This is a genomic window from Streptomyces sp. NBC_01549, assembly GCF_026339955.1.
GTDB lineage: Bacteria > Actinomycetota > Actinomycetes > Streptomycetales > Streptomycetaceae > Streptomyces.
The window spans coordinates 631,349-655,827 of sequence record NZ_JAPEPW010000003.1; the positions used below are offsets into that span (position 1 = coordinate 631,349).

The window sequence follows — 24,479 nt, forward strand, 5'->3', positions numbered from 1 at the left end:
GATGCCCATCATCAATAGTTCGTGGAAGGAGAGCATCATGCGCGCCATCGCCTACGACCAGCACGGAGAAGCCGGGCAGGTACTACGCCTGAGCGAGCAGCCGACCCCGGCTGCGCCCGCGGCCGGGCAGGTGCGGGTGCGGGTGCTGTCCCGGCCGGTCCACCCCGGCGACCTGGCGGGAGTGGAGGGCCTTCCGGGTGGGTCGCGGCAGCGGTTCGCCACGCCACGGATTCCCGGCGTGGAGGGAATGGGCGTCATCGAGACCGTCGGCGAGGGTGTGCAGGATCTGCGGCCCGGCCAGCGGGTGGCGTTCTTCCCGGTGCCGGGCGCGTGGAGCGAACTCGTCACGGCGCCGACCGATCTTGTGGTGCCGGTGCCCGAGGATCTCAGCGACGAGACCGCGGCTTTGATGCTGGTCAACCCGCTGACCCTGCTCTCCTTGCTGCGCGCGGTCGAGGACGCCCAGCACGGCCAGGCCGGTCCGGTGGTGCAGACGGCCGCCGGTTCGTCGGTGGGAAAGCTGGTCAGCGCCGCAGCACTCAAGCACGGCATTCCGCTGGTCAACCTGGTACGCAGCGCCACGGGGGCGCAGACCTTGCGGCAGCGCTTCCCCGGACTGCCGACCATCTCGACGGCCGACGCGGACTGGCGCACTCAGGTCCAGGACGCGACCGGCGGCCGGGGTGCCCAGGTCGTACTGGACGCGGTGGGCGGATCCCTGACCGGTGAACTGGCCGGGCTGCTCACCGACGGCGGCACGCTGATCACCTACGGACAGCTCGGTTCCGGCAGCACGCCGCTGGAGTCGCTCGCGCTGACCCCGCGGGCCCTGACCGTGCGGGGCACGTCCATCTTCCACTGGATGGCCGCCCGCACGCCTGAGGAACGGGCCGAGGACGTCGCCTTCGCCGCCCGTCTGGCCGCGACCGCCCCGGAACTCTTCGAGGTCGCCGCCGGCTACGACCTCGCCGACTTCGCGAAGGCCATCGACCATGTCCGCCGCCCCGGCAAGAGCGGAACCGTCCTGCTCACCAGCCCCGCACCCTGAACCCCACGAAGGGCACCGCCATGAAGATCGGAACCCTCGGCGCCGGAACCGTCGCCCAGGCCATCGCCCGCCATGCCGTAGCCCACGGCCACCAGGTCGTACTGAGCAACAGCCGCGGCCCCGCCTCCCTAGCCGGGCTCGCCGACCAACTCGGACTGCTCGCCCACGCCGGCACCCCGGAGGAAGCCGCCTCGGCGGAACTCGTCGTGCTCGCAGTCGGCTGGCCCCAGATCCCGGACGCGGTAGCCGGCCTGCCACCCTTCGACGGGCGCATCGTCATCGACGCCACCAACCAGTTCGCCTCCCCGCCGCCGCCCATGAAGATCGCCGACCTGGGCGAGCTGACCGGCAGCGAACACGTCGCCTCACTGCTGCCCGGAGCCCGCGTCGTCAAGGCGTTCAACACCCTCTACGGCCAGTACATCGCCGCCGACCCGCGCCACCAGGCCGGGCGCCAGGTGCTGTTCCTCGCCGGTGACGACGCCGACGCCAAGACCACCGTCAAGGAACTCACCGCCGCCTTCGGCTTCGCCCCCGTCGACCTCGGCTCCTTGCGCGAGGGCGGACGCCTCATGCAGCTCGGCGGCCCACTCTCCGGCCTCCACGCCCTCAAACAGGACTGAGCCGGGCCCTCGCCCGTTCCTCACTCTCCTCCTCATCCACCCCTCAGTACAAGGAAGTTGCTCATGACCACCACCCAGCCCCTGCTGCAGCCCGTCCGCCTCGGCGCGCTGGAGCTCCCCAACAGCGTCGTCATGGCCCCCATGACCCGCGCCCGCGCTCAGAACGCCGAGCTGGCCCCCACCGACCTGCACGCGACTTACTATGCGCAGCGGGCCGGCGCCGGCCTGATCGTCACCGAGGGAACCTGGGTCAACCGCGACGCGATCGGCTTCATCCACGCGCCCGGCATCTACACCGACATGCAGACCGCCGGCTGGGTGAAGGTCACCGAAGCCGTCCACGAGGCCGGCGGGCGGATCGTCTCCCAGTTCGGCCACCTCGGCACGGCCTCCCACCCCGACCACCTCGGCGGCCGCCTGCCCGCCGGACCCTCGGCCGTCAACCCCGGCGAGAAGTCCTTCACCCCCTCCGGCCCGAAGGACACCGTCACCCCGCGCGCCTACACCGCCGCTGAGATCGCCGCCACCATCGCCGACTACCGCCATGCGGCCGAGAACGCCCGCCGCGCCGGCTTCGACGGCGTGGAAATCCACGCCCAGCAATCCCACTTGATCCCGCAGTTCCTCAACCCACGTCTCAACCAGCGCACCGACGCCTACGGAGGCAGCAGCGAGAAGCGGGCCCAGTTCCTCCTCGACATCCTCGACGCCGTCAGTGACGTGTGGGGCAGCGACCGCATCAGCGTGAAGATGTCCCCGGGCTGGGCCAACGGAACCACGTTCACCGCGGACGAGGAGGCACTCGCCGACTACGACCAGCTGCTCAAGAAGCTCAACGACAGCAACCTGGCCTACCTGCACCTCCTGGGCACCCCCGGCACCATCGAGGAGCGCATCGCCCTCTTCTCCCGCTACCGCGCCCACTACCAGGGCAACATCGTCGCCAACCTCGGCTTCACCCAGGCCCTCGGCAACGAGATCCTCGACCACGGGATCGTCAACGCGGTCTCCTTCGCCGAGCCCTTCATCGCCAACCCCGACCTGGTCGAGCGCTTCGCGCAGGGCCACCCGCTGGCCGACGGCGACCGGGACACGTACTACGCCGGTCACAGCGAGGGCTACACCGACTACCCCGCCTTCACCGCCAACTGAGCAAGGAAGCTCCGTGAGCAGCAACATCCGAGCAATGATCGCAAACGTCGAAGTAGAGAACCTCGAAGACGCGGTCCCTCTCCACCAGGACCTGGCCGGGGACGCGGAAGTCCGCCGATTCCCCCACCGCGAACTGGAGTTGGCACTGGTAGGACCCTTCCTGCTCTACTCCGGACCGCTGGAGTAGTACGTCTCGCAGAACGCGACCGTCATCGTCGAATCCCTGACCCCCGTTCTCGACACTCTCGGCAAGGCCGGCGCCGAGATCCTCGAAGCACCCAACGAAGTACCCAACGGCACCAGGATCGTCGCCCGCCACCCGGACGGCTCTGTCTTCGAGTACATGCAGCCCCGCGCCTGAGCTTGATCCATAACGTCTGGCTTGGTCTCGTTCGTAGAGGGTGCTGGGTCGTTTGACGGTTTTGCCCACGTCGTGGTGGGTGGCGGGGCAGCCAGGCCAGGCGCATCACGTCATAGCCGGCGTCCATCACGATCAGCATGTCCCGGTCGCCGGGCCGCCACTGGCCAGCGGCGATGAGGCGTTCGGCTACCTGCCGGAGCTGGTCGGCCGTGACGGCCGCGGTGTCGTCGGTGGGTCCGAGCCGTACCGCGTCCAGCACGGCGGTCCACGAGGTGCGGTCCGGGGTGAGCGCCGCGACGAAGGAGTATGGCCAGCCCGGGATGATTTGCGCGGCCGCGCGGGAACGTCCATGGACGTGGCAGAACAGCCGCTCCGGCGAGCACGCGGCGTCCGACCGCAGCCACGGGGAGACGTCCACGGTGAGCACGATCCGCCCGTTGAAACGCGGTAGCGGCAGCGACACCAGAAGGTCCCGTAGCTGGTCCAGGTCCAGGCGGCCGTGGTTCAACCGAGGACGAGCAGGAGTGGTTCCGCCATTACCGCGTAGATGTGCGCTCTGGCCAAGTCCGAACTGAGTTCGACGCCCGCACGGACAACCCCTACGACATCCAGCCTCTGGGAGACGGATCCTGGCTCACCACAGATGCATCCGGTCACCCAATCCGCTGGACCGACTCATAGAGGCTCCCGTAGCTGAACTGGGCGAACGCTTGTTCCTCAGTGTTCCGGATGACCATCCGGACGTTAAGGAACAAGCTGAGAGCCTGTGTCTGAGCCCCGCATGACAAGTTGAGCGGGCTTCGACACAGGTCAGGGCCCTATCGCATGGACGGATTCGCCCGCTGACCTACTGCGGTGTCAACGGGTTGCAACGCCGACGCCTCTCCCCAGGTCCGGGAACGGCTCGGCGTACGCGCCGACCCCGTGCTCCCCGGCCGTTGCCTTCCGGCTGAGACAACGGTCCGCCGGCTCCTGGCTGGCATCGACGGTGATGCCCTGGACCGGGCAGTAGGCCGCTGGCTCGCCGACCGCTGCCGGACACTGTCACCGACCTCGCCGGCGTGGTCGTCACCAGCGACGCCATGTACACCCAGCGCGAGCACGCTGCGTACCTACTGGACCGCGAAGCCCACTACATCGTGATCGCGAAGGGCAACCAAAAGAAGCTGCGCATGCAGCTCAAGTCCCTTCCCTGGGCGAGATCCCACTGCAAAGCCGCACCAAGGGCATGGGGCACGAACGCGCCGAAATCCGGCGGATCAAGGTAGTCACCATCAACAACTTGCTTTCCCCGGCGCCCGCCAAGCGCTCCAGATCAAGCGCCGTCGGGGGAACCGCAAGACCGGCAAGACCACCATCAAGACCGTCTATGCCGTCACCCGCCTGACCGCCGAGCAGGCCACCCCCGCCCAACTCGCGGCGCTCGTCCGAGATCACTGGAAAGTCGAGGTCCTGCACCACATCAGGGATACGACGTTGGCCGAGGACGCCTTCCAACTGTGGACCGGCAACGCGTCCCGCGCCATGGCCACCTGGCGCAACCTCGCCGTCGGAGCCCTCCGCCTCACCGGCAGCACCAGCATCGCTGCAGCTCTGCGACGCAACGCCCGCGACCCACGCCGATCCCTCGCACTCCTCGGGCTCACATAATCACGAAACGGACTTCAGCCGCCCGAAGCCCTGGCCGAGGCGCGGCGGGGCCGTCGTCTCATAGGTCCAGTACAACCCCTCCGGGTCTATCATGATTTAGGTGTTTTTAGGCCCTTTGGCCTAGTGGTTTTTGGTTGGTCCGACTGGCTTATACCCGTCCGGCGGTAAGGCGGCCGTCGAAGAGCTGGTCGAACTCGTTCAATGCTGCCTTCCACTTGTTGTTCCAGCGTTTGCGTCCCCGGCCGGAGGGGTCGAGGGCGAGGGTGGCCAGGTAGATCCTCTTGAGTGCTGCCTGTTCGTTGGGGAAGTGTCCGCAGGCGGTGGCCGCGCGGCGGTAGCGGGCGTTGAGGGACTCGATGCTGTTGGTCGTGTAGACGACCTCGCGGATGGAGTCGGGGAAGGCCAGGAAGGGTACGAACTCGCTCCAGGCGCGCTGCCAGACGGTGGCGATCGAGCCGTATTTGTGGCCCCACTTGGCGTCGAACTCGTCGAGCCGCTCGCGGGCCTGGGCCTCGTTGACGGCGGTGTAGACGGGCTTGAGGTCGGCGGCGACCTCGGGCCAGTCCCGCCGGGAGGCGTAGCGCAGGCTCTGCCGGATCAGGTGAACGACGCAGCGCTGCACAACGGTTTGGGGCCACACGTTCGCGACCGCGTCCGGCAGAGCGGACAGCCCGTCACAGACGAGCATGAGGACGTCTCTGACCCCGCGATTACGCAGGTCGGTGAGGACTTGCTGCCAGAACTTGGCGCCCTCGCCACCGTCGCCGGCCCACAGGCCGAGGATATCGCGGTAGCCGTCGGCGGTGACCGCGATGGCCACGTAGATCGGCCTGTTGGCGACCTGCCCGTCCCTGATCTTGACGTGGATGGCGTCGACGAAGACGACCGGGTAGACCGCGTCGAGCGGGCGGGTGCGCCACTCGTTCATCGAGTCCAGGGCCTTGTCGGTGATCGTGGAGATCGTCTCCTTGGACGTCTTCATCCCGTACACCTCCTCAAGGTGCGCGACGATCTCCCCGGAGGTCATGCCGCGGGCGGTCAGCGAGAGCACCATCTCGTCCAGAGCACCGGTGCGACGGGCACCCTTGGGCAGGATGCGGGGCCGGAAAGTGCCCAGCCGGTCACGGGGGATCTGCAGCGTGATCGGCCCGACCTCACTCATCACCTTCTTCGTGCGATACCCGTTACGGCCGTTGCCGCCCGAACGCGAGCCCCGCCCGCCGCCGCGCTCGGCCTCGGCGGCCAGATGCTCATCCAGCTCGGCCTCCAGGGCGGCCTGCATCAGGTGCTGCGTGATCGCGGGCAGCAGACCGTCCTCACCGACCAGCCTCAGCCCACCACCGCGGACCCTGTCCTGGGCCAGCAGCGTCAGCGCGTCCAGCAGGTCCAGGCCCAGCCCGTCCACGGACTCCTGCGTTCTCCTCATGCCCGCACCGTCCGCGGCCGCCCCGTCAGTGGCAAGCGACACGCCGCCCACCGTCTCGAGAGAGTGAGTCTTCTGGATCGTCATCAGGTGTCCCTTCCGGTGAAGTTCCCACCTAATTCATGACACTCCCACCCCTCCTGCGGGTTTGGAGCAGCAGATGAGGATGTTGCCCTCGGCGGGAGGTTCGACGGGGTCGGGTGAGTAGTTGACGGTGCCGGACATGAGGGCGAGTTCGCAGGTGTGGCAGACCCCGGTGCGGCAGGACCATTGGACGGGGACGTCGCAGGCTTCGGCGAGTTCGAGCAGGGACTCCTGGACGTCGTTCCAGGGGACGGTGAGTCCGCTGCGGGCGAAGGAGACCTCGGGTCCGGTGCCGGGCGGGCCCGCGGGCTGGTGGGGCGCGGGCCCGGTTGCCGAGCCCTTGATCCCGGGAGTGATGGCGGGACGCGCGCCGAAGATCTCAGTGTGGACGCGGGAGGCGTCGAGACCGCAGTCCACGAGCGCGGAGGTGAGGCTGTCCATGAATGCGGTGGGGCCGCACAGGTACACGTCGGCATCGGTGGGTAGGCCGAGCCGGCGGACGGGCTCGGCCGAGAGGCGGCCTGCTTCCGCGTAGTCCACGCCAAGGTGGTCGTCGGCGGCGGGCCTGCTGTAGTAGACGGTCGACCGGGCGTTGGGGAGGGTGGCGATCAGGTCGCGACTTTCCTGGGCGAAGGGGTGCTCGCTGCCGTCACGGGCTCCGTGCAGCCACCACACCTGGCGGGTGGAGCGGTCATGGGCGAGGGTGTGCAGCATGGCGAGGACGGGGGTGACGCCGACCCCGGCCGACAGCAGTACCACCGGGTTGTCGCCCCCGGTCAGGCAGAAGGTGCCGCGGGGCGCGGCGGCATCCAGTTGGTCGCCGACCCGGATGTGGGCACGCAGCTCGTTACTGGCGGCGCCGTGCGGTTCGACCTTCACGCTGATCCGGTACGCGCCGGTGCCTGGCTCGCCGGACAGGGAGTAGCTGCGGATCAGGGGTGGCACGCCGCCCGCGGGCTGGACTTTGACGGTGAGGAACTGGCCCGGCAGCGCGGCCGGCAGCGCCGAGCCGTCTGCGGCGGCCAGGTACAGGGAGAACACGCTGCGGCTCTCGGACGGGATATGCGTGACAGTCAGCGGACGGAAGCCCGGCCAGGCAGGCGGCGGTGCGGTGGCCGCGGTGTTCAGTCCGGCGCTGCCCGAGGAAGCACCACCCTCGCCGTCGGCCTGGTCCAGCAGGGTCCGCATGGAACCCTGCCAGCCGGGGCTGAGCGCGGGGATCCGCAGGGCCCGTTCGACCTGTTCACGGGTGTGTCCGGGCAGGTAGAGCACCCGGTCGATCTCTTCGACGGTCATCGCCTCCGGGCCGGTGGAGACCTTGACGATCTCTTGCCCGGCCTCGACCTCGCCTTCCTCGATGACGCGGAGGTAGAAGCCGGGGCGGTGGTGGGCCACGAGCAGTGCGGCCATCTGTGGCTCACCCATGCGCAGGCCCACCCGGTAGCAGGTCACCCGGGGTTGAGTGACCTCGAACAGGGCGTCCCCGATACGGTAGCGGTCCCCGATGCAGACTTCGTCGTCGGGCAACCCGTCCACGGTGAAGTTCTCGCCGAACTGCCCCGGGGTGAGGTCGTCGCGGCCCAGCTCGTTCGCCCAGAAGCGGTAGGAGTCGGTCTGGTAGACCAGCACGGCCCGCTGCTCACCGCCGTGCCCGGCCAGATCTCCCTGGCCGTCCCCGTCGATGTTCAGCCGCCGCACCATCCGAGGTCCGGCGACGGTCTGCTTGTAGACGCCGGTGTGCACGGCCTTTCCGTGCCAGGGGACGTCTTTCGGCATTCCGATATTCACTGCTGTCAACGTGGCCACCACGCCACCTCTCTTGTGGCGCCTCCCACGCCGCTCCGGCTGGGAAGCCCGTGGTATCAGCTTCTGGCCCCTGGCCGCCGTGTCGATGGGGCGGCCCGATGTCGGCATCGGGCTGGTGTCCCCAGGCACAAAGCACTGCCTCACGCCGAAAGAGCCTGCGACGGCCGGCCCGGCATCGGCCGCCTGAACCGGGCCGTGATCAGCACATACTATCCGCCATGTCCACATCACATTCAACCGCATATCGGCGGGAGGTGTGCGGGTCTCGACACGCTTCAGGTCAGGACGCGTCCGAGGAATCCGTGGATGTATCCGCTGATGGCGTCCAGGTGCGTCTCCAGGGCGAAGTGCCCAGCAGGCAGCAGGTGGATTTCCGCCTCCGGCAGGTCACGGGAGAACGCCCGCGCGCCGTCCGGCCCGAAGATCTCGTCCCCCTGGCCCCATACCGCGAGCAGGGGCACCTGGCTGGTGCGGAAGTACTCCTGCAGCTTCGGGTACCCCTCGATATTCTTCGGGTAGTCGCGGAACAGCGTCAGCTGGATCTCATCGTTGCCCGGCCGTTCCAGCAGGAGCTGGTCGAGGGTCCAGGTGTCGGGGCTGACCAGGCTGGTGTCGGGGGCGCCGTTCTCGTACTGCCAACGGGTCGTACTCGGGCTGAATTTGGACCGTGCGCCCGGCTCCGTGTCGCGGCCTGGATTGGTGGCGTACGCGAACAGGTCGTCCCAGAAGGGTTTGGCGAATCCTTCCATGTAGGCGTTGCCGCTCTGCGAGATGATCGCGCTGACGTCGAAGGAAGGGTCGAGCGCAAGGCGCCAGCCGATCGGTGCTCCGTAGTCGTGCACATACATGGCGAAGCGGTTCATGCCTAGGTGGTTGAGCAGTCCGGCGGTGATTCCTGCGAGGTTGTCGAAGGTGTAGTCGAATGCGTCCACCTTGGGCATGGCGGAGTGGCCGTATCCGATGTGGTCGGTGGCGATCACGTGATAATCGTCGGCCAGCGCGGGGACGAGATGGCGGAACATGTGCGAGCTGCTCGGGAATCCGTGCAGCAGCAGCACGACCGGAGCGTCGCTGGGGCCGGCCTCGCGGTAGAAGACTTCTTGGCCCTTGATGGTTGCTGTCTTGTGTCGCGTGGGAAGCACATCGACCTCCGGGCGCCCGTGGGCGCGGAACTGCGTCAAATCCGCCCGTGTAAAACCCGGCTGGACACGACCAAGGTCAGGACGGTCGCCGTGGAGGCTCGGGAACCATTTTCCCTCGGCGGCGTGGTGCCTCGCGGCAGATGGCGCCGGTTGCCACCTTCCTCACGCTAGACCTGACCCGCAGGGAGGGCAACGCAGCAGAACCAATAACTGGCATCACGGAATTCACGTGCAGCTCGCTGAATCACGGGTACCAACACATTACGGAACACAAGCACAGCAGAGAGTCACAGCAATGTCGCGAGTCGTTGTCTCTGCGGGATCTCCCGGCGGTAGGCCCGACATCCCTGACGTCAGCCAGGAATACCGCAATGACGTATATCCGTTCCCGTCCGGCTTCCTACCGCGAGGTCGAGTTGGCCGCCCAGCACTGTGCTGGATTCCGTGAAAGCGCGGACCGCACCCAATCATTAGTGACGCACTTCTCCGCGGCGCCGCGGGATTCCTTGCCGATCTGCGATTCCTGGTCATCTGGGCGGCCCCTGCTGAGCGCCCAGACCCTCACCGCGGCCGGCGCGCTGTGCGGGCTGCCGCGTACAGCATCGGTGGCTCGACGGCTACCGCCGACTTCCCCCCTGTATCGGAGCTTGGTGTCAACGTCCGTCGAAACAGCGGCAATCGTGCCGCTACTGGGCGTCAGACCAGGATTCCACCGCGCCCCTGAACGGGACCCCGGCCGCCGTCCGGCACCGCACACGACACCCGCGGCGGGCCTGTGCTCACGGTGTCATCCGGGGCCCGGCTGGCGCCCGGGGTCTCGTGCGTTCAGCCGCGGGCGAAGGCCAGCAAGTCGGCGTCGAAGACGTCCTTGAACGGAGCGACCATCGACAGGCCGTGCGGGGCCCCGGGGTACACCTTGAACGTGTTGTCCTTGACGATCTTCGAGGACTTCTCACCGGCCGCGACGATGGGCACGATCTGGTCGTCGTCACCGTGCGCGATGAGCGTAGGGAAGTCGAAGCGTTGCAGGTCCTCGGTCAGATCGGTCTCCGAGAATGCCTTGATGCAGTCGTAGGAACCCTTGATCCCCACCTGCAGCGACCACAGCCAGAACGCGTCACGGGTGCCCTGGGACACCTGGTGACCCTCGCGGTTCGCGCCGTAGAAGGGGGTACTCAGGTCCTGGTAGAACTGCGAACGGTCGGTCGCCACGCCCTTGCGGATCTCGTCGAACACCTCCCGCGGCAGCCCCTCAGGGTTGGCATCTGTCTTGAGCATCAGCGGCGGAATCGCGCTGAGCAGGACCGCTTTGGCGACCCGGTCGCTTCCGTGGCGGCCTACATAGCGCGTAACCTCGCCACCCCCGGTGGAGTGCCCGACAAGAATGACATCACGTAGGTCAAGGGTTTCGATCAGCTGCGCCAGGTCATCGGCATAGGTGTTCAGGTCGTTGCCGTTCCAGGTCTGCCCGGAGCGCCCGTGGCCGCGGCGGTCGTGGGCGATGGCGCGGAATCCGTTGTCGGCCATCAATTGGGTCTGGGGGTCCCAGGCGTCGGCGTTCAGCGGCCAGCCATGGCTGAAGACCACGGGCTGTCCGGTACCCCAGTCCTTGTAGAAGATCTCGGTATTGTCCCTGGTGGTGATGAAAGGCATCGCATGCCCCTCTCGATCGAATCGACGTGAAGTGCCGCAGCCCCATGCGGTCTGACTCATCCGGAGAACGTGGGCGTCAGCTCGCATGAGGCCATCGGTGCCGTCAACTCGATTGGTCGAGGCGGTACCTGGGGAAGGCTCACGATGTGCCGGGCGATCGCTGAGCGCCTCGCGCCTTCACGCTACCCGCCGCACCGAATTCACGCGCGCCCAGGCGCACGCCCCGCGCTCATCCCGTCGGCCGAGGCCGCTCACTCGGCGTATGCCTCTGCTACCGCGAGGGTGTCCTCATATAGATGCAGCTTGACGATCTTGTCGCCTGCCACCTGAAGGTGCATCGCGATGGGCGTCATGAACGTCCGGCCGGTGCCCTTCGCGACTCGGGTGAACCGTCCCAGCATGACCGCGTGGTCACCGTCGACGAGGAGCGCCTCAATATCGTCAACGTTCTTCTCGGGCACGATGTTCGCCCCCAGCGTCCTGAAATAGTCGGCTACCTCGCTGCGCTTGGTGCGCGGCCCCGTCCAGGGCAGCGACGCCGACCCGGGAACGTACCAGTCGATGTCGTCGGCGAAGACCTCTGCGACTTTGTCCGGGTCTCCGCCTGCCAGCAGGCCGAAGAATTTCTCGACGACGTCTCGGGTAGTCATGATCAAAACCTTTCTGGAGAACATGCGACGTCAATGTCGTTTCGCATGACTGTTGGTAGGGGGTGGGGTCTGCCGTTTCCTGGGAAGGAGCCTGCCGCCCCCGCTCGCCGCTTACCGGGCAGAGTCGGCCATGGTGAATTACAGGCGGAGGCTCTCGGCCATCGCGTCGCGCCACTGTGCAGTCCCACGAGCGCCACACGCCCAACACCGGGATATCGGGTCCAGTCCGTTGGTCTTTGCCGGGCCCGGGGCGGCCTCCAGCAGCCGCTTGGTCAGCTGCTGCAACAGCCCGCCCTCGCCTGTCAGCTGGAGTCCCTCGGCCCCGGCCCGGCCACCAGCTCGTCGATCAGCTGGTCGTCCACGGACTTCGACGGTTGCAGCACAGCCGCCTCGGTGGTCTCGGGCTCGGTCACGTTCTCGCCGGCCATCGGTGCATCTTCCTTGATCAGGAGTTACACCGAACGTTTTACAGTCCTGAAGATCGCGATCTGCAACTGAGTAGTAGAGGCTGTTGACTACAGGCTGGCGATGCTGTCCTGCACCGACTTGCCCCAAGCCACACCTTCGGCGTGAGTGTTGGCGAAGTCCGGGTCCACGTAGATGTGGACTCTCTTGATGAGTTCACCCTCGAACTCGAACACGTTGCAGAACAGGCCGAAGGAGGAAACGCCGTCAGGGAATTCGATACCTGACGCCGTTGTGCCCCGTTCGGCACCTTCGACGGTCACGTAGTTCCCGGATGACAGCACGGTGAAGCGGTCGAACTCGTGCTGGAGTGACGCGATTCCGCGGCCGAGACCCCGAGCGAACGCACCGATCTGCGCCTTCCCGTTGGCGATGCCGAACTTCGGGTAGAACATTTGCGCATCGTCCGTGAAGAGGTCGATGACCGCCGGGTTGCCGGCGTCCGCCATGTGGAAGTAGTCGATGACAATCTCTTCGCGACGCTTCTGAATATCGCTGGTGCCGTTCACTTTCCTCCTGGTACGTGGTGCGTGGTGCGCTCTCGCGCTGGTATTCCCCCGTCGGCCATATTCGCCGTACCGGGTGGCTGCTTCTGCAGGTACCGCCGGGTCCACTGAGGTGGTCGCCCCCGCGGCTCGGGCCCCGGGCGCCCCAAGAGGGGTATTCCGCTCGTGTTGCCGGGGCTGCTCGGCGAGCCGGGCGCGGCCGCCAGCCCTCCCATTTGGTCGTCACGGGAACGTTGGCAAGCGGCCAGGCCCGGGGGCCAAGCTGCCCGGTGAGCCGGGTGCGCGGTATGCCCTGCGGGTGAGGGGGTGCGGTCAGACCTGAGCCTGGCCTCCGTCGACAAACCAGTCGGCGCCGTTGACGAAGCTGGAGGCGTCCGAGGCCAGGAATGTCGCCACGGCGGCGATCTCGTCCGGGTGGCCGATCCTGCCGAGCGGCACCTCCGAGGCGAGCTGGCGGAGGTCCGGGCCGACCAGGCCCGGGGTCTCGGTCGGGCCGGGGCTCAGCATGTTCACCCGGAACTTCCGTTCCTGCGCGCTGAGCGCCCAGCTGCGCACCAGGTTGCGTACTGCTGCCTTCGACGCGCCGTAGATTTCCAGGCCCGGTCCGGGGCGGAGGGCGTTGGTCGATCCTGTCACTACGATCGAGGCGCCATCCGACAGCAGAGGCAGCGCCTTCTGCACGGTGAAGATCGTGCCCTTCACGTTCGTGCCGAAGGTGGCGTCGATGGCTTCCTCGGTGATCTCGCCGAGACGCTCGGGAACAGCGCTGCCGGCGTTGGCGACAAGCACGTCGATGCGCCCCGCCTCTTCGCGCACGACCGAGTAAAGGTGATCGAGGTCCGCCTGCACCGACACGTCGGCCCTCACTCCGGTGGCCGCCGGCCCGATCTCGGCGACGGCCGCGTCGAGCGGCTCTTGACGGCGGCCGGCCAGGAACACCCGTGCCCCTTCCTCGGCGAACCGCCTGGCGATGGCAAGCCCAATGCCGCTGTTGGCCCCAGTGACCACCGCCGCCTTGCCCGCGAGTACTCCCGTCATGACGCGCCCACTCCTCAGTTCTTGACTCGTTCGTCCATAACGCTAAACGTTATGGACGAACGAGTCAAGAACGCGTAGGCTTGTCCCCATGGCACGACCTCGGAAGTTCGACGAGCAGCAGGTACTGGACACCGCCCGGGAGCGGTTCTGGTCGGGTGGGTACGCCGCCACGCGCATGGAAGACATTGCCGAGGCAACGGGGCTCGGCAAAGGCAGCCTGTACGGCGCGTTCGGCGGAAAGCAGGAGCTGTTCCACCGCGTGTTCGACGACTACTGCGGCTCCGTCGTCGACGCTGTGGGCCGGCAGTTGCGCGGCCACGACGCGGACGCCTACGCGCGGCTGTCCGCCCACGTGCACGCGGTGGCGGCGGCCACCGCCGCAGACACCGCCCACCGCGGATGCCTGCTGGCCAAGGGCGCCGCCGAGCTAGCCGAACACGACAAGACGGTGGCCAAGCGGGCACGCGCGGCCGTCGAGGCGCTGCGCGCGCTACTGGAGGACGACATCGCGGCCTGCCAGCGCAATGGCGATATTGCCGCGGACGCGGATCCGGGAAAGCTGGCTGCGCTAGTGCTCGCCGTACTGCGCGGCATTGAAGCGCTGGGTAAGGCCGGAGCGAGCGAGGAGACGCTGGCCGATATAGCCTGGACAGCCCTTGCTGTTCTGCCCCGCCCCGCTCATTGACGGCCCCGCCCGGCGAGAGCGGGGCGGGGCAGGCGGCGGAACTCATCCCGTCACAGCAAGCCAACCGCTTCGACTGCGAATACGGCGCCCCGGCCGTCCTGCTCAGCCGGGGACGGATTGTGGTGCGCGATCTCGGCCCAGGGGGCGGATTCGGGCCGCCGGCCCCGCAACTCGGGCCGCTCGAAGGCGATCTGCACCCCGTAACACCAGGGTCCGTCCGGCCTGCCCCAGAGTGATGCGTCGACCAGCCCCTCGGTGCGGAGTTTGGCCAGCCGCCGCCTCGTCGGCTCGATCCGCACCCCAGGAGGAGTTAGCCTGCGGAACGGGCCAGTGGACCCCGAGGCTGCCGCGCGGGCGCAGTCGGTGAGGGCTGTCGACGCGGCAGCCGAAGTGTTGGCCCTCGCCCGTGCGCGCACCGCATCCCCCACCGTCCAATTCCCTGAGGCCGACCTGTTCGAGTGGCAGCCGCCACGACGATACGACACCGTGTTCTTCGCCTTCTGGCTCTCGCATGTCCCGCCGACGCGGTTGCCCGACTTCTGGAACACCGTCGCCACCGCGCTCGCGCCGGGCGGCAAAGCGATCTTCATCGACGACGGCCCCGCCGCAGCCGCAGAGGAGACAATCCTCGCGAACCAGCCGGCCCCGGCGGCTCTGCGCCGGCTCGATGACGGCAGCCAGAACCGCATCGTGAAGGTATTCCACGATGTCCAGACACTCACGGACGACCTCACGGCGTTGGGGTGGTCGGTCCGGATCTGGCCCATGGGCTGCAACTTCATCGGCATTGCAGAACCACCGACCACCCCAGACTTAAAGCGGATGTCGTCGTCGCGGTCGACGGATTCGCGTCCGATGCTGAGCAGCAGATCGACGACAGTGGCACAGTCGGGGGCCGCGGGGTCGTCGGCCAACGCGAACAGGAACGGCAGACTCGCCGTCGTGCACGCGTACACGTCGCCCTGGCGGTGGGCCGCGCTGTAGAAGTCGCTCAACGCATTCCGCCGGGTCTCGGAATTGGGCGAGCCGATCGCCCGCAGCCACACCGGAACGTCGTTGGCGGACCGTACGCATGGCTCATCGCCGCCCAGTCGATGCTGGCAAGTAGGGGGCAGGACTCTCCGCGGCGAAGGTGTATTAAGGGCTGAGCTGCGGGGCCAGTGCATATAGGACGCTGGGCCGGATTTCCGGCTTGCCGACGTATTTCGCAGGCGTGCGGGCAGAGCACCCACTTCCAGGGCTGGGCGTACGGGGCTCGCTGGGACTCGGGGCGCGGCCGGGGTCGTCGGCGGTGCAGCGGCGCTGGACACGGCCACGGCATCCGGTGCGCAAGCCGAAAGCCTCGCTGTACGGGCCGCACCGTTCGGCCTCGATGGCGGCGATCTCCCGACGGGAGGACGGGGTGCGGGGAGGGGCGTCCACTGCTGGCCGGGGGTGCTGGTGAAGACGTGCCGGCCGTCATCGACAAGGTCTCACCGATCGGTTCATCGAATAGTCGGCGGGCGCCCGCGGTCACGCGGCCCTTTCATGTGCTCATTACGGGCCATCCCCCTTGGGCCGACGGAGCATTCCGCGCACCTGTCCAGAGTGGTGTCATGCCATGCAGACCACCGACCTCCCCGAATGCACGGAGCTAACTTCTCCTCCCCACCATCCCCACAGACCGTTCACACCTCGGGGATGGCATGGACGTCGACTGAGGTGCAGCAATTCACCGATGCAGAACACCCCGCGATGGGGCACAGTGGAATGGAGGGCTGGATGACCGGGACAGCGCCCCCTCAGGGCACACACCCCGAAGGTGAGCACGGCACTCGAGTGATGTCGCTTGGTGTCGGAACAATCCGCACCGGCTCAGGGAAGAGACCTCGCGTCACCGGACCGGAATGTGCTTCGGAAGGACATCCGGTGTACCGAATACTTACTGCACCAGTGGTTTGTTATTGCGTGAGGAGCGCCAGGTGGAAATCACGAAGACCGACACGGCGGTTGTGTTCATTGACCCACAGAACGACGTACTGAGCGAGGGCGGAGCGAACTGGGACGCGGTGGCAGCGAGCGTCACAGAGAACAGGACCGTCGAGAATATGGAGAGAATCTTCGAGGCGGCGAAGGCGGGCGGATATGAGGTCTTCATCTCGCCCCATTACTTCTACCCGACGGACAACGGATGGCGAATGAACGGGCCGCTCGAGACAAGCGAGCTCGAGACCCACACGTTCGCACGGTCGGGACAGCTTGATCTGACCGGTTTCCGAAACTCCGGGGCAGACTGGCTGGACCGCTTCAAGCCCTATATCGAAGACGGCAGAACGGTGGTAGCCAGCCCGCACAAGGTATTCGGTCCGGAAACCAACGACTTGGTACTGCAACTGCGCAAGCGGAGAATACAAAGGATTATTCTTGGCGGGATGCTGGCGAACATGTGCGTCGAGTCCCATATGCGTCACCTCATCGAGGAGGGATTTGAGGTCGCCGTGGTCAGGGATGCAACAGCCGGACCCCGACACCCGGTCTGGGGCGACGGCTATCAGGCGGCGATCATCAACTACCGTTTCTTCGCCCATGCGTTACTGTCAACTGACGAAGTACTCGATCGAATGCACTGAGGAGCTCGCAGCCGAAATAGTGCTCGCGTAGTCCGGTAGTTACGCTTTCAACAGGCGTCGTCGACGGTCGCCGGTCTACTGCGCGGGAGTGCCGTGGAAACATGTCTGCCCGACAATAGCCGGTGCTCGGAACGACATGTGGGTAGCAACAGAGGTTGCCGACCACAAACGAGCGGATTCGGGTCGGCGCGAGAGGGCATACTTTGGAGTTCCAACACATCGTGGAGTTGGTCGGTCGAGCCGTTGACGCCGTCGGCGTAGCCATCATAGTCGTGGGAACGCTCTTGGCGACCGTTCTCGCGGCTATCCGGCTCAGTCGCCGACAGGCGGGTGTGTACCGCGGCTATCGCCGTCGCGTCGGGCGGTCGATCCTGCTGGGGCTGGAGTTCCTCGTAGCCGGCGATATCATCCGTACAGTCGCCGTCGCACCGACGTACGCAAGCGTCGGAGTGCTGGCCGTGATCGTGGGCATCCGCACCTTCCTCAGCTTTTCTCTCGAGCTCGAGATCACCGGGCGGTGGCCATGGCAGAAGCCAGTGGCCGAAGCCGAAGACTGACCCCGCGTGACGCCGGCGGCCAGCGGAGCGGCGCCATCCCTGCCGTGAATTCCTAAGGGCTGTCCCGTAATCCCCGGTGGATCAGCGCGCGGCGTCAGATGCGGTGCATCGCAAGGCGGAGGGTCGTCCTCATACTGGGCGTATTCGGGCGATCCGACAACGCGGCGAGGTGCCGTAGCTGTCGTCGTGCGCCCGCCGGGGATTACGGGACAGCCCTTAGGCCGAAGCTCAGTCTCATCGATCTCAATTGGTGAGTCTGCGGTAGCAGATGAGGGTGCAGGCGATGCTCGTGAAGGCGAGGAAGTGCTCGGCTTTGCGCTCGTAGCGTCGGTGGAGACGGCGCAGCCGGCGAGCCAGGCCATGGTGCGTTCGACGGTCCAGCGGTGGCGGCCCAGTCGCTGTGAGGACTCGATTCCTTTCCTCGCGATGCGGTGCTGGATGCCACGCCGGCGTAACCATCGTCGCAGGTGGGAGTAGTCGTAGCCCTTGTCCGCGTGGAGCTTTGCGGGCTTGCGGCGCCGCGGTCCGCGGCGGGAGCGGATCGGCGGTATGCCTTGCGCGAGGGGGATCAGGGCCTGGCTGTCATGCAGGTTCGCCCCCGGTATTGCGACGGACAGGGGCAGACCGGTCCGCTCGGTGATCAGGTGGATCTTCGCCCCGTACTTACCCCGGTCGACAGGACTCGGACCTGTCAGGTCCCCCTTTTCAGGGCCCGCATGTTCACCGAGTCGATCTCACACCGGGACCAGTCCAACTCGCCGCGGGCGCCGAGCTCGTCCAGGACCAGGCGGTGGAGCTTGGCCCATACCCTGGCCTTCGTCCACTCGGAGAAACGTCGATGAGCCGTTGCCCCGGACGGCCCGAACGATGCAGTGGGCAACTGCTGCCATGTGCAGCCCGACGTGGCCACGAACACGATCGCGGCGAGCACCTCACGATCACCATGCCGACGCCGTCCACCACCCTGAGGCCGCGAAGGCGCCTCCGGCACCACCCGCTGAAACAACTCCCACAACTCATCCGGCACCAGCCGCTCAACGATCCCCACCATGACCGACAGCCTACCGACCCAACCAAATGAGATGACTTCTAAGAAGCCGCAACCGCACCAGCTTCCTGACCCGCGGCAACGACGCTGCCCGGGCTGCGGGACGACCGCCAAGTTGTTGTTCGGCAGGGCTGACGTCCCTACGGTGACGGCATGGGCAAGGACCGGGACCGGGTGCCCCGGCTGCGGCTGGTTGTGGTCATGGGCGACCGAGACGCGGGGCCGCGGTTGTGCCGTGGGTGTGGTGGTCCGCTGATGCCGTCGGCGAAGTCGACGGCGGTGTTCTGTTCTTCGGCCTGCCGCTCCAGGCACTGGCGCCGGCTGCGGCGCACGAGGGCGAGGACCCAGGCGGTCCAGGCCGCCCGGACGGCGAACTGCCCAGAGTGCGGCGCGAGTTGGACGGTCGGAGTGGACCATCCCGTATCTGCACGGTACTGCTCTCCCCGTTGCCGCAAACGGGCCTGGCACCGGCGGCGCACAGAGCCGGGCGGGGTGTGAGACCGCGCGCCCCGTTATGGCAGTGCGGCTTCACGCGCCGGGCCCGTGCGCCCTGGCAACCGTTCCCGGGCCGCCGGATGGTTCCAAGTGACGGGTATTCGAGGCGAGTTGACGGCACGAGGGGTGCCGCGCCGGGGCCCGTGGGGGTGGGTGCGGATGTCCGGAAACGTCGGCAGTGTGACCCGGGACCGTTACGACGAGCTGGTCAAGCTGGGGCGGGACTGGGTGGCCACGATGAGCAGCGCCCAGTGGCGTCTTGGCGACGCGACCATGGAGATCGAGCCGATGCGCTCGTATGGGGGTGCAAATCCGTCCGGGAAGGACGACCTGTTCACCGTCAGCGAGGCCATCCGGATGTTCGCCGAAGACGTCGGCCTGGCTAATACGACGGTCCGCAGCTACCGGTGGGTGTCCTCGCGCTGGCCGAAGGAGCGCCGGCGGGCGGATGTCTCGCACACCATCCACAAGGTGCTGGCCAGCATCTCCGATGAACAGGAGCGGTTCGAGGCGGTCAACACCCCCCGCCCAACCCGCGCGGCGGACAGCCACGCTGGACGCACGACAGCGCGAAGCGGGTGGTGGGCTGGAAGGTCGACTCCCCGGAGAGCGTCCAGGAGAAGGTGGAGGCGATCCACGACCTGGCCGCCGACGACGCGGTCGCGGCGGTGGTGACCACCGACTTCCTGCGCCGCCCCTCGGTCGCCTCGAAGGCCATGGCCGATGACACCGCCCGGCACGCCGTTAATGAAGCTCCGTTCGACCGGTTCCGCCAGCAGGCCCAGTTCGTGCACCAGGAGGCTGCCCCGCAGTTGCAGCGAATGAAGCACAGCGCGCAGTTCATGGACATGGTCGCGGCCTGCGCACGGTTTGTCGCGACGGCGGGGCGGATCGTGCCGAACCTGCGCGGCGAGCACTACGACGACGGCGAACGCGAGACGATCGGGCGGGGACTTTCGCGGGTACGCGCCGCGGCAGACTGGATCGAGAACGCCGTCACCCGCGGCGAGGTCGATCTGGACGAGCAGCTGGAGAAGCTGCTGAAGGGCTCGGGTGAGTAGGCGATGGGGCGGGGGGTCCCCGCTCACGTCCATGCCGAAGCGACCCTCAGCGCTCTGCTGGAAGCCCGTCCCGCCGGCCTGACCATCGCCCAGCTGATGTCCGCCACCGAACGCACCCGCGCGCAGGTCCACACCGGGCTCGCGCATCTGCGCAAGGTCGCGGCGGCGAAGGGCCTTCCGCCTGTGACCTGGGACAAGCGGTGGGGATATCGCATGCTGGATGACGCGCCGGAGGTGTGGATCGGTTACGAACGGGCGTTCTTCGAGACCGTCCACCACCGGGTGGAGAACTTCATCGCCGGGACACTCCTCCCGCATCAGAAGAAGACCCCGAACGACCCCTACATCCGCACGGTCATGGCGCAGATGGGTGCGATCGAATCCACCCTTCAGCTCCTGGCCAGCCTGAAGTGAACCGGAGCACGAGAGGCAACGGGCCGCGCCCCCCGTAGTTGGCCCCATCCACCGGTCGCGGCCCGGCACCGTCATGCTGCTGCCCCGTTACCGCTACCCCTCCGACACCAGCGACTTCGAATGGGCCCTGCTCAAGCCGCTCCTCCCGACTCCGGCCTGCCAGATGCCGAAGGGCGGGGCTCCGGAGAAATGGCCCCGGCGCCGCGTAGTTGACGCGATCCGCTACATCACCGACAACGGCGCGAAATGGCGGGCGCTGCCCGCTGACTTCGGCATCCCGTGGCGCACCGTTTTCGGATACTTCGCCCGCTGGGCGAAGGCCGGCGCACTCAAGCTGATCCTCGACCAGCTTCGTCGGCGGTTGCGGCTGCGCCGTCGGCGCTGTCCCTGGCCGGTCCGGGTGATCGTGGACTCCCAGTCCGTCAAAGGCGCGGAGACCGTGTCGAACGCGACGCGCGGCTACGACGCGAACAAGCACATCAACGGCAGGAAGCGACATCTCCTTGTCGACCAGGACGGCCTGCTCGTCGACCTGCTCGTCACCCCCGCAGACGTCCAGGACCGCGACGCGGCCCGCATCCTGCTCACCCGCCTCCACGCCGAACACCCCGAAATCGTCCTGGTCTGGGCGGACAACGGCTACAAAGGCGAGGAGTTCAGCACCTGGGCCCAGGACACCCTGGGCATCACGATCAAGGTCGTCCCCCGCCCCAAGGACGCCAAGGGCCTCGTACTGCTGCCGAAGAGGTGGGTGGTGGAACGGAGCAACTCATGGACGATGCGAGCCCGGCGCAACGCAAGGGACTACGAACGCCTGATGCCCCACGCCGAAGCTCACATCCAGCGGGCCTTCATCACCCTCATGTCACGCCGCTTGGCCCGCCCACGCAGCCAGATCGAGGCGTCGACGGCCACCCTCGCAATCGGCTGAAAGACCAATGCGCTGCCGCTGCCGTTCGCAACATCGACCATCGACGCCCAACCGAACGGCAAGCAGGATCACTACCAACCCTCATACCCCGCGACCTGCGGAAAGGAGATGTGACACAGCTTCTCAGGGTCGAGTGGAGGCGCTTGAGTGGGACTGCGACGCCGCCGTCTGGGCCTGTCAGCAGCACGGTGAGTTCTTGGTCGCAGGCGCAGCGGTGGCAGAGGCCGTGGTGGCGGAGTCGTTCGACCGTGCCGCAGCGGGTGCAGGTCTTGAAAGAGACCGGGTTCTTCTTGAAGCAGGTCTCGCAGAGGGGACCGTTGGCGGTTCGGGCCGCTGCCCAGCTCTGCGCATTCGGCGCTCCGCGGCCGCGGCCCGGCAGCGACCCGGCGATCTGCCTGCGCGAGGCCCTGGCCGCGGTCGGTGCCCGCAACATCCGGCACCGCGGCGCGCACCGCTTCTGCGGACGGTTTCCGCGTGTTGCCGCTTGGTCCACGGCAGTAACAGGACGAAGGGCCCGTCGCCGACTCACGCCCTCCAAGCCGTCCTGTCATTCGATGACTTGACCGAAGTCCCAGCCGTCCTGGCAGGTACTCGGCTTGGTGTGGTCGGGTATGCCTCAGCGGTCCTCCACGATGAAACAGGCTCGTTCGTAGAGCTCGTCGAACGTGATGACTTCGACGTCCTGGATGAATCGCCTGTACTGCTCACGGGAAATGATCTTCTCCGGGTTCGCCGAGCCGCGGTCGGTGAACCCGCTGAGGCTACCGATCACTAGCACCTGTCGGGGGCGGGTGGTGGAGATCTCGATGTCGGTGGGGACGCCGTCGTCCTCGTAGAGTTTGTGCAGCTCGCAGGTGACTGCGCGATCTTGAACAGCACAGGGCTCGCGGGGCGGTCACCCGGCCTGAGCGGACGAATGGACTGGGCGGGCCCTGAGCCATGCGACGCTCCCCGCAATGAGGTCGTAGACGTCCTTCCCCTCCTCGGCACCGTCTGTTTCGATGATGCTCCTGTGCGCCCGGCAGGGGCTGCCTGTTGGAATAGCTGCTCGGCTATTGCTTTCTCGCCCACCTGGTCCAGCAACTGCGCTGCAGCGGCGAGACCCTGAACCTTGCCAACGGAGGCGCCTTGGACCTCGCCATCGGCGCACTACGCCAGTCCGGAGCCACCAACATCGCCGCCGGCCTGGGTCGCGGTCAGGAGTGCCAGGAGTTGCTCATGGAGCGGGGCGGGGGCGGCGAGGAAACTCGCGGCGCCTGTCTGCCAGGGATTGCCCTCGGTATCGGTGACCTGAAGGCCAGCCTCGGCGGCCACGAGTGAGCCGCCGAGGAGGTTGGCATCGTCGCGTCCGTACTCCCAGAAGGCGTCGATGCGTCCCGCGGCGGTATCCGCGACCTGCCAGGACGTGGGGCCGAGGTTGCGTACCGCCCCGGCGTACGGCAAGACCGCCGAGAGCGTGCGTCCCGCGGCGCGCACGGCGGCCGGCTCAGCGGCCACAGTGGGAGGCTGGCTGGTGGCCAGCAGCGCGACCTTGAGATCGGTCTTTCGGGAGGGCCGGATCAGCCGGCCGTTGCGGCGGGACCCCTGCCCGGCAGCAGCGGTGTAGGTCTCACCTCGCAGGGGCGAGTGCAGGACCGTTGCCACCGGCCGCAGGTCGCGCACGAGCGTGATGCTGATGGACCAGTACGGCAGGTCCTGCAGGAGTTGCACGGCTCCGTCGACAGCGTCGATGACCCAGACCTCGCCGTGAGGAGGGATGGTGTCGCCCAGTTCCTCGCCCCATGCGGCACCGGGGCACAGTCCGGACAGGTGGGTGCGCAGCTGGTCGGCGGCGGGTTTGTCGAGCGCCTCGAAGTTCTGCATGAACTCCCCCCACGTGGCGGCCGGCGCCGGGATCGGTGCCGCCTGCAGGAAGTCTCCGACCCTCTGGGCGGCCTGCGTCATGGGCGCGAGCAGATCAATGTCCGACATGGGACTCTCCCTCACATGCTGATGAGCGGGTACGACTCCGATTCTGAGCGACGTGACCGTAGTTCCGGTCAAGGGCCCGGAATTCTGAGCGAAATCCGCGCCCAGAGCGACGAAAGGTGGGCGAATCACGCCGCACAGGTCCGGATCACCGATGGAGTCCGGCCCGTTTGACCCACTGGCCGACCAGGACGGTGTCCGTGCTGACGATGGAGCGCCCGCTCAGGTCCTGGGTGAGGAAGCAGTACAGCTCCTGCATGTCGCGGAACCACACGGCCACGCACAGGTTCGCCCGCCCAGTTGTGGCCACGGCTCCGTGGACGGCAGGGTGCCGGGCCAGGGACCGGCCCACGGCGTCCAGGTGATCTGGCGGGACTTCCATCCAGATGTTCGCGTCGATGCCCATACCGAGCCGCTGCGGATCGACGAGGACCTGTGTGCTGACCCGCCCCTGGGAGAACAACGACACAAGCCGACGCCGCACGGTGGACTCCGCGTGCCCCGTGCTGTGGGCCACCGCTGTGGCAGACAGTCGACCGTCGAGTTCCAGCGCGGACACGATGTCCTCGTCCGTCGCGTCCAACTCGCGCCGTGACCCGGACGGTTCAGGCCTTCGGGCCAATACCTCGCGTTCCCGCGCGGTGAGCACATCGAGTCGCCAGTCGCTCGCCTCGCAGAACACGTGCAGCACCGTCTGCGCCGTGACCGCTGTGACGGCGCTGGTGGCGGGCAGTTGCTGGAAGATCAGCCGGTTGCGGGGCTCGAAGGCGTGCAGCAGCACTGCCGAGATCTCGTCACCGCTCGCCGACACGTCGACGAAGGGGATGTCCTCTCGTTCGGCCAGGGCGGACGTGATCGCGTCGAGCTTGCCGCGCAGGACCTTGATGCGCAGCATCGTCGCACCGACGTCCGCGTTGCGAGTGCGGCGGACGATCACGCGAACCGTGCCGCTGCCCGTCAGGGACTTCAACCGACGCTGCACTTCCCGCGTGCTGTAGCCCAGGACGGACGACGCCCGCTCCGCGCTGATCCTGCCGTCGTACTGCAGCGCCGCAACCAATCGTTGATCCCGCTCCGCGAGTGTGCCCTGCGCCAGATGAGTCGACATAC

The 24,479-nt window shown here is 67.3% G+C and carries 22 protein-coding genes and 4 pseudogenes; 12 read left to right on the forward strand and 14 right to left on the reverse strand.

From position 1 onward, the window contains the following. Positions 1-37: 37 nt before the first annotated feature. The 4 genes from OG819_RS49205 (at position 38) to OG819_RS49220 (ending at position 3,010) form a co-directional block, all read left to right on the forward strand. The gene (locus tag OG819_RS49205; RefSeq protein WP_266638195.1) at positions 38-1,048 is read left to right on the forward strand and encodes a zinc-binding dehydrogenase; all 1,011 of its coding nucleotides are present in this window, start codon (positions 38-40) and stop codon (positions 1,046-1,048) included. After that, positions 1,045-1,671: an NADPH-dependent F420 reductase gene (locus tag OG819_RS49210; protein WP_266638748.1), complete on the forward strand. Its 627-nt coding sequence runs from the start codon at positions 1,045-1,047 to the stop codon at positions 1,669-1,671. Before OG819_RS49205 ends, OG819_RS49210 begins: the two co-directional genes overlap by 4 nt. Positions 1,672-1,734: 63 nt before the next feature. Next, on the forward strand, positions 1,735-2,823 hold the full coding sequence (locus tag OG819_RS49215) for an alkene reductase (RefSeq protein WP_266656202.1): 1,089 nt from the start codon (positions 1,735-1,737) through the stop codon (positions 2,821-2,823). A gap of 13 nt (positions 2,824-2,836) precedes the next feature. Next, positions 2,837-3,010 (forward strand): hypothetical protein, encoded by a 174-nt coding sequence (locus OG819_RS49220; RefSeq protein ID WP_266656204.1) that lies wholly within the window; start codon positions 2,837-2,839, stop codon positions 3,008-3,010. Between the two features lie 256 nt (positions 3,011-3,266). On the opposite strand, the pseudogene OG819_RS49225 reads toward OG819_RS49220, so the two are convergent. Continuing rightward, a pseudogene (locus OG819_RS49225) lies at positions 3,267-3,692 on the reverse strand (transposase); the annotation flags it as partial. 671 nt (positions 3,693-4,363) lie between these two features. Further along, positions 4,364-4,642 (reverse strand): hypothetical protein, encoded by a 279-nt coding sequence (locus OG819_RS49230; RefSeq protein WP_266656206.1) that lies wholly within the window; start codon positions 4,640-4,642, stop codon positions 4,364-4,366. A gap of 18 nt (positions 4,643-4,660) precedes the next feature. On the opposite strand from OG819_RS49230, the gene OG819_RS58880 reads away from it, so the two are divergent. Next, a complete protein-coding gene (locus OG819_RS58880) occupies positions 4,661-4,834 on the forward strand; it encodes a hypothetical protein (RefSeq protein ID WP_323139454.1) in 174 nt (57 codons plus the stop codon). Between the two features lie 148 nt (positions 4,835-4,982). Here OG819_RS58880 and OG819_RS49240 read toward each other — a convergent pair whose 3' ends face one another. From OG819_RS49240 to OG819_RS49275, 8 genes are all read right to left on the reverse strand, one after another. Further along, positions 4,983-6,344: an IS256 family transposase gene (locus tag OG819_RS49240; protein ID WP_266647762.1), complete on the reverse strand. Its 1,362-nt coding sequence runs from the start codon at positions 6,342-6,344 to the stop codon at positions 4,983-4,985. A 33-nt stretch (positions 6,345-6,377) separates the two neighbouring features. Beyond that, entirely contained in the window at positions 6,378-8,117 is a 1,740-nt protein-coding gene (locus OG819_RS49245; RefSeq protein WP_266656208.1) for an MOSC and FAD-binding oxidoreductase domain-containing protein, read from the reverse strand. Between the two features lie 305 nt (positions 8,118-8,422). Beyond that, positions 8,423-9,289, reverse strand: a complete 867-nt coding sequence (locus OG819_RS49250) for an alpha/beta hydrolase (protein ID WP_266656210.1) — start codon at positions 9,287-9,289, stop codon at positions 8,423-8,425. A gap of 825 nt (positions 9,290-10,114) precedes the next feature. Beyond that, entirely contained in the window at positions 10,115-10,942 is an 828-nt protein-coding gene (locus OG819_RS49255; protein ID WP_266638200.1) for an alpha/beta fold hydrolase, read from the reverse strand. A 251-nt stretch (positions 10,943-11,193) separates the two neighbouring features. Then, entirely contained in the window at positions 11,194-11,592 is a 399-nt protein-coding gene (locus OG819_RS49260; RefSeq protein WP_266656211.1) for a nuclear transport factor 2 family protein, read from the reverse strand. Positions 11,593-11,894: 302 nt separating this feature from the next. Beyond that, complete coding sequence (locus tag OG819_RS49265; protein ID WP_266656213.1) at positions 11,895-12,020, reverse strand: hypothetical protein; 126 nt, start codon at positions 12,018-12,020, stop codon at positions 11,895-11,897. A gap of 87 nt (positions 12,021-12,107) precedes the next feature. Next, a complete protein-coding gene (locus tag OG819_RS49270; RefSeq protein ID WP_266656215.1) occupies positions 12,108-12,566 on the reverse strand; it encodes a nuclear transport factor 2 family protein in 459 nt (152 codons plus the stop codon). 309 nt (positions 12,567-12,875) lie between these two features. Beyond that, a complete protein-coding gene (locus OG819_RS49275) occupies positions 12,876-13,601 on the reverse strand; it encodes an SDR family NAD(P)-dependent oxidoreductase (RefSeq protein WP_266638203.1) in 726 nt (241 codons plus the stop codon). Positions 13,602-13,689: 88 nt separating this feature from the next. Between OG819_RS49275 and OG819_RS49280 the strand changes: the two genes are divergently transcribed. The 4 genes and pseudogenes from OG819_RS49280 (at position 13,690) to OG819_RS49295 (ending at position 17,452) form a co-directional block, all read left to right on the forward strand. Further along, positions 13,690-14,286 (forward strand): TetR/AcrR family transcriptional regulator, encoded by a 597-nt coding sequence (locus OG819_RS49280; protein WP_266656217.1) that lies wholly within the window; start codon positions 13,690-13,692, stop codon positions 14,284-14,286. A gap of 307 nt (positions 14,287-14,593) precedes the next feature. Further along, positions 14,594-15,087 (forward strand): annotated as a pseudogene (locus tag OG819_RS49285) (trans-aconitate 2-methyltransferase); the annotation flags it as partial. A gap of 1,160 nt (positions 15,088-16,247) precedes the next feature. Next, on the forward strand, positions 16,248-16,895 hold the full coding sequence (locus OG819_RS49290) for a cysteine hydrolase (protein ID WP_266656219.1): 648 nt from the start codon (positions 16,248-16,250) through the stop codon (positions 16,893-16,895). 155 nt (positions 16,896-17,050) lie between these two features. Beyond that, complete coding sequence (locus OG819_RS49295) at positions 17,051-17,452, forward strand: DUF1622 domain-containing protein (RefSeq protein WP_266656221.1); 402 nt, start codon at positions 17,051-17,053, stop codon at positions 17,450-17,452. A 243-nt stretch (positions 17,453-17,695) separates the two neighbouring features. Here the strand turns inward: OG819_RS49295 and OG819_RS49300 are convergent. Further along, a pseudogene (locus tag OG819_RS49300) lies at positions 17,696-18,503 on the reverse strand (IS5 family transposase). Positions 18,504-19,352: 849 nt separating this feature from the next. Here OG819_RS49300 and OG819_RS49305 point away from each other — a divergent pair. The 3 genes and pseudogenes from OG819_RS49305 to OG819_RS49315 all read left to right on the forward strand — a co-directional run bounded on the left by OG819_RS49305 (position 19,353) and on the right by OG819_RS49315 (position 21,401). Continuing rightward, positions 19,353-20,056 (forward strand): annotated as a pseudogene (locus OG819_RS49305) (DUF6192 family protein). A gap of 3 nt (positions 20,057-20,059) precedes the next feature. Next, complete coding sequence (locus tag OG819_RS49310; RefSeq protein WP_266656223.1) at positions 20,060-20,470, forward strand: RacP protein; 411 nt, start codon at positions 20,060-20,062, stop codon at positions 20,468-20,470. Between the two features lie 73 nt (positions 20,471-20,543). After that, positions 20,544-21,401, forward strand: coding sequence for an IS5 family transposase (locus OG819_RS49315; RefSeq protein ID WP_266638207.1), 858 nt, complete (start codon positions 20,544-20,546; stop codon positions 21,399-21,401). Positions 21,402-22,017: 616 nt separating this feature from the next. On the opposite strand, the gene OG819_RS49320 is transcribed toward OG819_RS49315, so the two are convergent. The 3 genes from OG819_RS49320 to OG819_RS49330 form a co-directional block, all read right to left on the reverse strand. Continuing rightward, the gene (locus tag OG819_RS49320) at positions 22,018-22,248 is read right to left on the reverse strand and encodes a Shedu anti-phage system protein SduA domain-containing protein (RefSeq protein ID WP_266656540.1); all 231 of its coding nucleotides are present in this window, start codon (positions 22,246-22,248) and stop codon (positions 22,018-22,020) included. Between the two features lie 302 nt (positions 22,249-22,550). After that, a complete protein-coding gene (locus tag OG819_RS49325) occupies positions 22,551-23,372 on the reverse strand; it encodes an inositol monophosphatase family protein (RefSeq protein ID WP_266638208.1) in 822 nt (273 codons plus the stop codon). A 145-nt stretch (positions 23,373-23,517) separates the two neighbouring features. Beyond that, positions 23,518-24,477, reverse strand: coding sequence for an Lrp/AsnC family transcriptional regulator (locus OG819_RS49330; RefSeq protein ID WP_266638209.1), 960 nt, complete (start codon positions 24,475-24,477; stop codon positions 23,518-23,520). Positions 24,478-24,479 lie beyond the last annotated feature (2 nt).